The sequence below is a fragment of the Armatimonas sp. genome (assembly GCF_031410135.1).
Classification (GTDB): Bacteria; Armatimonadota; Armatimonadia; order Armatimonadales; family Armatimonadaceae; genus Armatimonas.
Genome location: NZ_JANNYP010000672.1, coordinates 1 through 10,891, shown reverse-complemented (window position 1 = coordinate 10,891; position 10,891 = coordinate 1). Strand labels below are relative to the sequence as shown.

15 protein-coding genes are annotated in these 10,891 nt (G+C 57.6%); 2 read left to right on the top strand and 13 right to left on the bottom strand.

The genetic code is table 11. From position 1 onward, the window contains the following. On the top strand, positions 1 to 255 hold a 255-nt coding region (locus RMO15_RS24600), incomplete at its 5' end, for a DUF1501 domain-containing protein (protein ID WP_309718835.1). Between the two features lie 7 nt (positions 256 to 262). Here RMO15_RS24600 and RMO15_RS24595 read toward each other — a convergent pair. The 4 genes from RMO15_RS24595 to xylB form a co-directional block, all read right to left on the bottom strand. After that, positions 263 to 736 (bottom strand): nuclear transport factor 2 family protein, encoded by a 474-nt coding sequence (locus tag RMO15_RS24595; RefSeq protein WP_309718832.1) that lies wholly within the window; start codon positions 734 to 736, stop codon positions 263 to 265. 14 nt (positions 737 to 750) lie between these two features. Next, entirely contained in the window at positions 751 to 1,764 is a 1,014-nt protein-coding gene (locus tag RMO15_RS24590; protein ID WP_309718829.1) for a hypothetical protein, read from the bottom strand. A gap of 62 nt (positions 1,765 to 1,826) precedes the next feature. Continuing rightward, positions 1,827 to 2,315 (bottom strand): hypothetical protein, encoded by a 489-nt coding sequence (locus RMO15_RS24585; RefSeq protein WP_309718826.1) that lies wholly within the window; start codon positions 2,313 to 2,315, stop codon positions 1,827 to 1,829. Position 2,316: 1 nt separating this feature from the next. Next, positions 2,317 to 3,831: a xylulokinase gene (xylB, locus tag RMO15_RS24580; protein WP_309718823.1), complete on the bottom strand. Its 1,515-nt coding sequence runs from the start codon at positions 3,829 to 3,831 to the stop codon at positions 2,317 to 2,319. Between the two features lie 61 nt (positions 3,832 to 3,892). On the opposite strand from xylB, the gene RMO15_RS24575 reads away from it, so the two are divergent. Beyond that, entirely contained in the window at positions 3,893 to 5,734 is a 1,842-nt protein-coding gene (locus tag RMO15_RS24575) for a WD40 repeat domain-containing protein (protein ID WP_309718820.1), read from the top strand. Here RMO15_RS24575 and RMO15_RS24570 read toward each other — a convergent pair. The 9 genes from RMO15_RS24570 to RMO15_RS33445 form a co-directional block, all read right to left on the bottom strand. Beyond that, on the bottom strand, positions 5,707 to 6,090 hold the full coding sequence (locus tag RMO15_RS24570; protein ID WP_309718817.1) for a hypothetical protein: 384 nt from the start codon (positions 6,088 to 6,090) through the stop codon (positions 5,707 to 5,709). The genes RMO15_RS24575 and RMO15_RS24570 overlap by 28 nt on opposite strands. 8 nt (positions 6,091 to 6,098) lie before the next feature. Continuing rightward, positions 6,099 to 6,653 (bottom strand): RNA polymerase sigma factor, encoded by a 555-nt coding sequence (locus RMO15_RS24565; RefSeq protein ID WP_309718815.1) that lies wholly within the window; start codon positions 6,651 to 6,653, stop codon positions 6,099 to 6,101. A 58-nt stretch (positions 6,654 to 6,711) separates the two neighbouring features. Next, positions 6,712 to 7,275: a Uma2 family endonuclease gene (locus tag RMO15_RS24560; RefSeq protein ID WP_309718812.1), complete on the bottom strand. Its 564-nt coding sequence runs from the start codon at positions 7,273 to 7,275 to the stop codon at positions 6,712 to 6,714. Between the two features lie 17 nt (positions 7,276 to 7,292). After that, on the bottom strand, positions 7,293 to 8,081 hold the full coding sequence (locus tag RMO15_RS24555) for a methyltransferase domain-containing protein (RefSeq protein ID WP_309718809.1): 789 nt from the start codon (positions 8,079 to 8,081) through the stop codon (positions 7,293 to 7,295). 18 nt (positions 8,082 to 8,099) lie between these two features. After that, a complete protein-coding gene (locus RMO15_RS24550; RefSeq protein WP_309718806.1) occupies positions 8,100 to 8,321 on the bottom strand; it encodes a hypothetical protein in 222 nt (73 codons plus the stop codon). Between the two features lie 48 nt (positions 8,322 to 8,369). Next, positions 8,370 to 9,017, bottom strand: coding sequence for a hypothetical protein (locus tag RMO15_RS24545; protein WP_309718804.1), 648 nt, complete (start codon positions 9,015 to 9,017; stop codon positions 8,370 to 8,372). A gap of 138 nt (positions 9,018 to 9,155) precedes the next feature. Then, positions 9,156 to 9,317, bottom strand: coding sequence for a hypothetical protein (locus RMO15_RS24540; RefSeq protein WP_309718802.1), 162 nt, complete (start codon positions 9,315 to 9,317; stop codon positions 9,156 to 9,158). Positions 9,318 to 9,440: 123 nt separating this feature from the next. Beyond that, the gene (locus tag RMO15_RS24535; protein WP_309718799.1) at positions 9,441 to 10,295 is read right to left on the bottom strand and encodes a hypothetical protein; all 855 of its coding nucleotides are present in this window, start codon (positions 10,293 to 10,295) and stop codon (positions 9,441 to 9,443) included. A gap of 224 nt (positions 10,296 to 10,519) precedes the next feature. Further along, complete coding sequence (locus RMO15_RS33445) at positions 10,520 to 10,720, bottom strand: type II toxin-antitoxin system VapC family toxin (RefSeq protein ID WP_369016160.1); 201 nt, start codon at positions 10,718 to 10,720, stop codon at positions 10,520 to 10,522. Positions 10,721 to 10,891 lie beyond the last annotated feature (171 nt).

Here is a 10,891-nt window from a genome sequence, read left to right as displayed (position 1 = left end):
CAGGGCCGTGATCACCACCCACAAGCCTACACGATGTGGCTGGCGGGTGGCGGGATTAAAGGCGGGCTTACCTACGGTAGCACTGATGAGCTAGGCTTTCACGTGGCCGAGAATAAAGTCCATGTGCATGACTTGCAGGCCACGATCCTGCACTGCCTCGGTCTCGACCACGAGAAGCTCACCTATCGCTACTCAGGGCGGGACTTCCGCCTCACCGATGTTCATGGGGAAGTGGTGAAGAAGATCCTCGCCTGAGTCTGACTTACTTTGCCGACTTGGCAGGTTTTGTCTCTTTGAGCTTTTCTCCAAGGCGCTTTGTCTGAGTGCGGAGCCACTGGTTGTTTTTCTTGACCCAGGTATCCTCACAGTTAGTCTCGATTTCTTGTGGGATGGTGCTGGTGAGTGAGAGAATCTTGACACTATCGGTGACCCGAGCGGTTGCGCTGTCTCCGGTGACCTTACAGCTCGTGATCTTGCTTGTGATGGTGTAGGACTTGGACTTGGCAAAGACCTGAACAAGCAAAGGCTTGATCTGCGCGAGAGTCTGTTTCTGGCCCTTCATGGTGATGCTGACAAACTCAGGGGTGTTGATCGCCAGAGCCGCTGCCACGTCTTTTTTAAGGGCTGCTGCAGAGCGCTTGTCGTACTGGGCCTGGATGGCTTTCTGTGCATCCTGAGCCAGCACGGACGGCGTGAGTGCCGCAAAGGCAACAAGAGCAAGTAATGTTTTTTGCATAGTATTCTTATCGGCTACTTCTTCTTATTTTTTTCTTTTTGAACGAAATCCACGCGCGTATCGTTCTCGAAGCCCTCTGCCGTGAAGTGCTCCCAGCGCTTGATGTACCAGCTATCTGCCAGCTTGGTCCAGGTCAGAACCAGGCTGAGGATGATTAGGTTCTTCTCCGGGACTTCGTCGGGGAGGGTAATCGTATAGCGCGTCGCCTGCTCGACCTCCAGGGTGAGATCGCCGTTTTCTTGCAGCTCGGCTCCCATCAGGTAGTAGCGCACCTGATCACCTGAGATAAACTGGTGGGCCAGAGTTTCTTTTTCAATATAGCTCTGGCGTGTTTCGGGGTCTTTACCAAGACGGATAAAGGCGAAGTCGGGGGCGAGGCGCTGCTGGAAGATCTTGAAATCATGGCGCTCCTCGGCAGTGGCAAGCTCTTCCAGCAAGGGGTAGATCTTGCGGACAATGGCCTGCACCTCAGGCGACTTGACACGTTTTTCGAGATCGGTGAGGCCTGGGCTCTCTAGGAGGCGTGGCTTTTCGGTCAGAGTCTCCTCTAAAACGCGGGTGCGGGCGAGACGCCACTTGCCCGTGTCCAAGATAAAGCGGTAGCGGCAGCGTCGGTAGCCGGTGCCGGTGATCTCCAGCCACTCATGGGCGTAGGAGAGGAGCTTGACATTCTCATAGGTCTCGACCACGGCAGCAGTGCCATCCAGCTTGAAGCTGTCAATCTGGGTCTTCTGCTCCGCTGTCTTTGCCGCAGTGAGCTGTTTCTGTAGCTCGGTACGCAGCTTATCCAGAGGGAAGGTGTCCTCTAGCGCGTCTTGATGCACGTAGTCTGCTGTGCAGAGCGCAAAGTACGCCGTGGCATCGCGGGCCGCAAACGCTCGGTCACGCTCTGCTAGAACGGCGGCAATCGCGGCTCTGGCAGGGGAGATCGGTGGTGTCGCTGGCTTTTTTTGAGCCCATGCACTTTCTGCAAGACTGCCACACAGAAGGAACCACAATAAAATGACACGCCAGAGAAGCATTGGCATTTCTCCCTATTCTTGTATAAAATCAGCGGCTCCGACGGAAACAAAGTCCGTGGGTGTGCGGATTAGTTGCCGACGGGCTTGCCATCCATGAGAGACTGACTGGTGAGGGCTCGGTTTTTCTGGCGCTTCCAGACTCCGGCTTGCTTGATCCAGGTATCTTCGTTGCGGCTCGCTCCCTCCACCTTCGTGGATTTTTTCGTTTGAGGGTTGGTCAGTACAAAGAGTGACTTATCCGAGACGATGACGGTTGCCGTCTCGCCTTTGACCGTCACTTTCTCCACGGTACTGCTGAGCTTGATGCTCTGTGCAGCGCTAATGATCTGCGTTAGAGCCGCTTTGAACTCTGCCAGAGTTGTCTTTTTCCCCTTGGTATCGGTTGTCGCAAACCCACTGGTGTTGATACTGAGTCCAGCGCTAATGTCTTTTTTCATAAAGGCAGCCGCTTCTTTATTGTACTGTGCTTGAATGGCCTTTTGAACCGTAGCAGTGTCTTGTGCAACGACGGGAGCCGCCAGGAGGAAGGCTGCGGTAAGAAGAACGAGAGTTTTCATTTTAGGGGGTTCCTTCTGTGGCAGAGGCCACGCTCTTAAATGCGGTTGCAAGCGCCGGATAGAGCGCCCGGTAGGTAGGATAGTAGCGTGAGTAGATCTTGGACTGCATAGCATCAGGCTCCGCGCCAGGACGAGTCGAGACGGTTGCGGCACAGGCTTCGGGCACGCTGGAGTAGGCTCCCGTACCCACGGCGGCCAGCAGCGCAGCTCCTAGGGCAGGGCCTTCGTCTATGTTGAGCAAGACGTGCGGCTTTTCGATTACATCGGCCATCATCTGGAGCCAGAACGGCGACTTTGCGCCGCCGCCTGAGGCCCGAATCTCACTCACCGGGACACCCATCTCGGCAAAGAGCGTGAAGAGGTCTTTAAACGCATAGCTGACCCCTTCGAGAACCGCACGGGCAAAGTAGTCTTTTGTGCTCCGCAGGGTTGCGCCAAAGAAGACGCCACGGGCATCGGGATCAAAGTAGGGGTTGCGCTCTCCCGCCAGATAGGGAAGATAGAGCAAGCCCTCGCAGCCCGCCGGGGCACTTGCCCCGCCTGCCGTGATGGCATCGTAGCCCAAGCCTTCCGCAAACGTGTCGCGGTACCAGCGCAGCGAGCCGCCCGCCGAGATCACGCAGCCCATCTGGCCCCACGTTCCGGGAACGGCATGGCAGAAGGTCTGGACACGCATCTGAGGGTCAATGGCCGCCGTGTCGGAGTGGGCAAAGACGACGCCACTCGTGCCCAGCGACGAGACCACTTGCCCGGTGCTCACCACGCCGCAGCCCACTGCGCCCGCCGCCTGATCGCCGCCACCGCCGACCACGGGTGTGCCTGCTTTGAGCCCTGTCAGCGCTGCCGCTTCGGCAGAGATCACCCCAGTCTGCTCCGGCGACTCCACCACGCGGGGTAGCCACTCGCTGGGGATTCCGAGCTTGTCCAAAGCCACTTTTGACCAGGTGCGCTGACGAACATCAAAGAGCGACGTTCCCGAGGCATCGCTGACTTCGGCGGCAAACTCGCCGGTGAGCTTGAAGCGTATGTAGTCTTTAGGGAGCAAGATCTGCGCGATTTTTTCATAGACCGCAGGCTCGTTTTTGCGTACCCAGAGCACTTTCGGAGCCGTGAAGCTGGTAAAGACCGGCTGACCAAGAATATCGTAGCAGCCCTGCGCTCCTCCGAGAAGCTCGGTGATCTCAGCGCACTCAGCTCCCGTCCGAGCATCGCACCAGAGCAGCGCGGGGCGAAGAACCTGATGGCTTTTATCTAAAAATACCGAGCCGTGCATCTGGCCCGTCAGCCCTACACCTACGACATCAGAGCCGCTCACGCCCGCTTTTGCGAGCACGCCCTGAATGGCTTTAATCGCCGCCTGCCACCAGTCCGTGTCCGGGTGCTGCTCCGCCCACTGGGGGCGTGGGGTCGAGAGTGCGTACTCGATCAGCTCCGAGGCGAGCAGCTTGCCGCTCTGGTCAATCAAGACGGCTTTCGTGCCGCTGGTGCCGGTGTCAATGCCAAGAAAAATAGCCATACTTCCTTTAGTAATTCGCAAAGAGCACGCAAAAATCCTTCCCGGTGTAAAATAGCAGTCTATGACGGACTGGATTGTTCTCCATCAGCTTGGCCCATACGAGTGGGCGCACCCGACAGCGATCGCGGAGGTGGTTGGCTCCCCCGATAACCGCTGGCTGGCGTGTCTCTTACGCGACGGACAGGGGACTGTCTGGGAGCGTGCGGGGGCTCGAAAGCACCTTGAGCTTACGGCAGGCAAACATCTTGGTTTCTCCCATGACAGCGAGTCGCTTTTCTGGCAACAAGACGACCATATCGAGGTAATCGCGCTGGAAAGTGGCCAGAGCATCCGCAAGATCGGCCCCGTTGAAGGACTGCAACACTTTGCCCTCTCGCCGTCGGGCCAGCTCATGGCACTTGCAGCAGGCAGCGATGTCTTTATCGGCGAGTGGCAGACCGGCAAGCTCCTCCAGCGCATCCCTGCCTCCTCGGAGAGCGTCTGGCCAGTGCGGGTTGCCTTTTTGGACGATGAGCGCCTCCTCTGCGCGGAGGCTGTGAAAGAGCGCGGTTTTGTGCAGTTCATGCTCTGGGAGATCGCGACAGGGAAGGCGCTCTGGACGGTTCCTGGGGAAGCAGACACGGCCCGTGAGTTTGTTCTCTCCGCAGATCGGGAGCGCTTCGCCTCTCGGGTTGCGGGACACAACACGGTTCGCATCTGGCAGACCCACGATGGCACCGTCGGGCAAGAGATTTCCGTCGCTGGAGAGTGGGCGACGGCTTGGGCCTTCACGTCGGAGGGGGCGCAGCTTGTCATGGCCGGTGACGAAAACCTGGAAGTTCATCACCTGGCCACAGGGGAAGTCGAGCAGGTGATCGTCGCTCCTGAGAGCACGTGCTTGGCACTCTCTCCCGCAGGCGAGCAGTTAATCGTGGGTGGCACCGACGGACGCCTGCGGTTCTGGGATCTGCCCGGCTGGGACGTGGCTATTTCCGCTGGATCAGGGGGACACCAGAGCGGGATTATTCAGCTGCTCCCACTCAACGATGAGTGTGTCCTGTGCCGCAGCAGCGACCCGGAGCTACGGCTTCTGGCACTGGATCTCGGCGCGGAGCTGGTCTGGGGAAAAGACACCGCACGGCTGGAGTCGCTGGTCTACGACAAGCAAAATGGGCAGGTGGTCGGGGTGCGGCGCACAGAAGAGAATGTGGTAGTGGCCGAGGAGTGTGATCCCCTGACTGTGCTCACTTGGAATGCATCCGGCGAGCTTCTTGGCGAGCGGCAGTACTCCCTCAAACTTCCTGCGAATGTCTGGCAGTGCACCCTCTCGCTCTCACCAGATGCCCAGTGGCTGGCGGGCGGTGGCAGCGATCAAGTCGTGCGTGTCTGGAGCCTCGAAACGGGCGAGCAGATTCTAGAAATTGTGCTCGCGGACATAGCGGACGTAGAGAATGAGCACGATATTGCGCTGATCGAGTGGTGGCCCGGAGCTCCACTTCTTGCGGTGACGCGAATGTCAGATGGACGAGTACATTTAGTGGATGCGGAAATAGGAAAGCACCTGCGCCATGTCGGGGAGCTGGAGAGCACACCGCACCTGGTGGAGTTTCTTCCCGGCACGACGCAGTTTCTCTTTGCCGACTATGACGACGCTGGGCTCGCGCTTCATGACCTTGCCACACGGGACACGACTCTCCTCGAAAGTCCGGGCTTCCTGACCACCATGGCGGCGTTTCCGGGCGGGCAGCAGGTCGCGCTGGCCTACAGCGAAAAAGTGGGCCTCTACGATGTGGTGCAACGCAGAATCCTCATGGAGCTGAGCTTTCCGTTTGGCCAGATCACCTCACTTGCCGTCACGCCTGATGGAACTAAGCTTATCGCAGGCAGCGAGCAGGGTCAGCTCATGGTCTGGGAGCGGCGGTAGCGCAGAAAGAGTAAGCCGGGGGCAAGCAGGCAGAGTGTCCCTGGCTCCGGGATGGACTCTGTGCCTGTCGGCAGGGGATGCTTCGGGTCTACCGGAGCGCTGGGATCGGGCGACGGCGCACTGGCGACAGGGGCAGGTGTCGGTGCGGGCGGCTGAATCTTGGCACGGACATAGAAGGCTCCGACCAGCACAAGCGCAGGCGTGAGGGCAAGGCTCAGGTTGCGAAGAGCATGGCGTGGACGTGGCGTAGCCTCTCCCTCTAGCACGCGGAGCCTACGGTGCAGGTGCTCCGGCGCGGTGGGCACACGCAGCCCCTCCTGCATCTTCTCCGCAAAAACACTCTCTTCAGTGTCCAAAGTTGCTCCTAGTCTTCAAAATAATCTCTCCCCTCACGCCGCGCCGCCTCGCGTGCCTGCTGCAACAGACTTCCGACTTGCGTCGCAGAGCGCTCCAGCAGACGCCCAATCTCGGCAAGGCTATGGCCCTCCACGTACTTTAAGAGCAGCACCTCACGGTAGTCCGGGCGTAGCGCTGCGAGAATCTCGGTGAGTCGGGCACTTGCCTCCGCCGCCAACACCCCGTGCTCCTGAGTCGCGTCACTGGTCAGAGTCTCCGAGAGTGGTGTCTCTTGCCGGCGCTCGCGCAGGCGAAGAATATCGGCCACTTTTCGCCTTGCAATTCCAATCAGATACGCCCGCATCGGGTCATCGTTTTCGGTGATTTTCTCGCGGGTGGGGCAGGCGTGCAAGCGTGTAAAAGCAGCCACAAAAGTCTCTGCCGTCGCATCCTCCGCCTCAGCTCCCACGCCCAACCGAAGCGCCACGTAGCCATACACCGCTTCTGTGTAGCGCTCTTGTAGCTCGGTGGGAGTCCAAGCAATCGCGGAGTCTTTTCGTCGCCACCACGGGCGGGAAATCACACGCACCTGTTCTATCGTCGAGTCTCTCCGCATAGTCCTTCGTAGAGTATCGGAAAATTTAGGTTAGGCGACGATAAATTTCACCTAGGGGAATTTGAGCGGTGAGAGCGGAAAGATCAAGAAGGGCTTCCGGGCCGCGTAGCTCGACAAACTGCCAGATGGCTTGCTCCCCGGAAGCGCGGCTGTAGTGCTCGGCGAGCGGCTCGGTCTGTGAGAGCAAAACATAGTGGCGTAGCGAGGGAAGCTGGCGGTAGTGGCTCCATTTCTCGCCACGATCGTAGTGATCCGTGCTCTCCGAGAGCACCTCGATAATCACCACCGGGTTACGCAGGCAGCTATCGTCATCGAGAAACGGCTCGCATGCCACACTCACATCTGGGTAGAAAAACGGCCCCGCCTCGCGAACTCGCACTTTTTGATCTGAGGGGAAAGGCAGGCAGTCTCTGCCTTCCAGCACCTGTTCCAGAATCGTGAGTGCCCGGACACAGAGGCGGTTATGTGTGGGCGAGGCACCTGCCATTGCAAGTATCTCGCCGGAGATGTACTCGTGCTTTTCTTTTTGGGAGGCTTCCCAGACAAGGTACTCGTCGGGCTGGAGAAGCGGAATTTTCTGTGCGGCCATGCTCTATTGTAGCGTAATTAAATGCCTTCGGGCTTTTCGCAGACAAAGAGCCAGCGGTCGGAGCGGGAGTTGGGCGCACGGTCGCCGTAGTTGCCAAAGACCTCGATCTGAGTCCAGCCCGCCTCCGTGAGCCAGGTTTTCATCTCCGCTAGGGTGTAGCCACGCTGAAGATGGGTCTCGTGGAAGTAGCGGCGGGTGCTGGTGTGCGGATCGGTCACCCAGAAGTCCATCTCTACCCGACAGAGCCGCTGGTCTTCGTCCCAGTGCGCTTTCCAGTCGTGCTCAATCGGGCCGTTTTTCTCGTGCTGGGTGAAGAGCCCGTGGCGCAGGGCATAGACCCCGTTCATGTCAAACGTAAAGACCGCTCCCGGAGCCGCGTGGGCAAAGAGTCGCCGCAGCCCCTCGCGCAGCTTGATGGGATCGGTGACATAGTTGAGCGAGTCGAAGACACTCACCAGCCAGTCGAACTGCTGCTCGCCCAGCTCTAGCTCCGCGATATCCATCACGGAGTAAGAAATCCCGTAGGATCTTGCCTGCGCCTTAGTCTGGGCAAGCTGGATCATCTTGGGCGCGATATCAAAACCCACCACAGGCCGATACCCGCGCCGCCAAAGAATCTCCGAGAGGCTGCCCGTTCCACAGGCCACATCCAGCACCGAGCGGGGGGACTTATCGCGCTCCCGAACCGCCCGCTCCATCCGTGCCAGCCAGACGGAGTAGGGGACACCGCCCATTAAGGCATCGTAGATTGCAGGCAGAGAGTCGTATTGGTTGGCTTCTTTAAGAGGCGAGCTTGGATCAGACACAGCCTATTATAACGTGCGTCACATGATGGAAATCGCCTCGACGGAAATCGTCGGGCTTTGGGGCGCTTCGCGCCGCGCCTTCGGCGGTAGAAATTCCACCAAATCCCCCATTTTACCGACGAGGCACGAGGAGGCGGCCAAAGGCCCCCGGGTGCCCTCTGGGCGCGGATGATTTTCCATCCTGGCTTGCGGGACGTTCATCGTCCACGTGAATGGGACAATCGCCATCATCAGTGTCATGCCCGTATTTTACCGCTGGTTGGTGGTGCCGGAAAGGCCCCACGGGAGCTAGAGCCCGAGCGCTGCCCGTAGAGCGGGCTTGTCTTTCAGGGCCACTTTGGCGAGCTTGACCAGCACCGAGAGATCGTCTTTAAGAGCGGTGAGTGCGGCGTTTTGCTCTTGAGTGCTCTGCTGCGCCGCGCCTTTTGCGTCCTCTTGCACCCGGTTGGCGGCGTCGGCGGCAAGGACAAATGCCTCTTCTTCCGCAAGCTTGGCGGTGTTGTAGCCATACTGCGCCAGCCCGGCGGCGATGTCGGCATTGGCGCGGAGGGTCACAAAGAGGCGCTCGGCGCTCTCAAGGTACTCTGTGGCCCGTGCGGGAAGCGCCCCGCCTAGCCCGAGCTGTGTCAAACGTGCTTTGTCTTTGGGAAACGCCGCTTGCAGAACCGTCTTCACCCGCTGGACCGCAGGACGCGCCGCGCTGAGTTTTTGCTTGAAATCCGCTGTGGCAAGCTCCTGCGCTCCGAGTGCCTCAGCACGACGTGCTACTGCAACCTGCGCCGCTTGGTAGAGCGCCACGCCCGCTTGCAGTCGCGTTTGGTCTACGCCCATCGCCGCAAAGAGTGTCTTGATCTCTGCATTGCTCTGTGCGTTGCTATAGAAAACTTCCGCTTGCGAAAGCTGTGCATTGATTCGTGCATTTGTTAAAACAGGCATATTTCAATTTTCCGATCTCTACGATGATTCTCCGAAGTGGATTAGGGGAATTTTACCCGTGAAATGATTTTTTGTCCAGTAAATCAATTCTCCGACAATAATTACAATTCTCTGACGATAATTACAGTTCTCCGACGGTCATTTTGCATTTAGGGCACACTGCGCAAAAAGATGATCCAAAATTCCCAGCAGGCGCGGCGGGTCGGTGATGGCGTAGGTCTGCGTCCCAAACCAGCGGGCCTCGTTCCCAGGCTTCCGTCTCCAGAATCCCCACCCACTCCAGTGCACTTGCCAGATCAAACTCCGAGAAACTCTTGCGCGGCATGGACGTATTTTATCGCGATGCACCCTATTTCCACAGAAAGCGGGCCGGACTTGAACCGGCATCCTACGCCTCTGAAGGGCGCCGTTCTTCCGCTTGAACTACCGCTTTCCACGCCCATTGTACCGTCGCCAGAACTCTAGACCATTGTGGGCAAGCTGTCGCAGTTGTCGGGAGTGTGCGGGATCATCGGCCAGTACCCAGAACAAGACGCCTACCTCAGGGTTTACCTCAAACTTCAGGGCCGCAATGGAATGGTGTACGTGGCGTGACCGTATATCGAAAATCATCCGAGAGCAGAATTCGAAATCCATTTGTGAGAGAGGGGTAGTGATTGTGGAGAAGGAGCTTGTTGCCAGAAGTTTTGGTTTCTTAGCTCTTCTAGCAAGCCATCGCTGTCGCCAAGCAATCCAGTAGAGAGCTTTTTGTTTTAAGTCGGTTTCTTGAAATGAGAACAGAGCTTGTTTTGCTATGTGTGTGTCCATTTGGGCGAGTGCATGAAAAAGTAAATCGGGTGTTTTTGGATATGATAGTAGAGTGGTAATAAGAAATGGAACCGCTTTGTCGCCAAAAGACTGGACTGCTTCTTGTAAGTCTGTGCGTAACTCTGAGTATTCAATTGTTTTGAACCATGGGCCAACTGCCTCAACCACGGTACTCTGATCGAAATTTGCCAATGTAGCAATGAGGCTTGGCAGAGCTGAAGGAAAACGTGCTTTTCCAACAGCCTCCCAGAACGCTGCTTGCTCTCTTATCGAAAGGGTTTCCGGCTTAACATGACCGACATCAGGGATGTGACTCAGAAAAGTGGACAGATGAAACTGGAATCTAAAATCTGGGCTGAGGAGGTTTTGTGTATCCTGAAGCAGTAACCTAGCGCTCCGGCGCACACGGGGCCAGGGATCGTCGAGGGCTTCGAGGAGCGTGGCTTCTGATTCTTTGGGAAAGTAGCGCACAAGAGCTTGGAGGGCGGCGACTCGTCCGGGAGGATTCTCTTTTGCGGCAGCAAAAGCTCCCTGAAGTGCGATGCGACCCGCTTCGCCGAGCTGCCCGAGGCGCTGTGCTGCTAGGTGCCGAATCGCTGTTTCTTCGTAGACATCGTCAAGGACGGTACGTAGCTCCGCGACAGTTTCGAGGGCTAGAACGCGCGAGCGGGCATCAACGAGAGAACAATTCATAATTACAACGTCGGAACGGGGTAGGTAAGAATAGCCTGATCCTCTGTAACCAGTACCAGGTTGTGGTGTAAGGCTTGGCTAATGAGCATTCGGTCAAAAGGGTCACGGTGCAGGTCAGGGAGTTGCACCAGCTTCTCCACACATGCTTCCTCAAGCGGTAGCGGTGCAATGGCATGAAGCTCCCGTTGAGCCGGTAGAAATATCTCGGGGGATTGTGGGAGTGGGAGCTTATCTACTCATGGTTCGCTCATTTTTTGTGGCGGTAAAACAGATTGCTCCACCAGGCGAATGTACACCTCTGGCAAAGAATCCAGCAGTTTAAGAATACGTTGTTGCAAAAGGTTTAAGGCAGTCACATGACGCAAAACTTGACC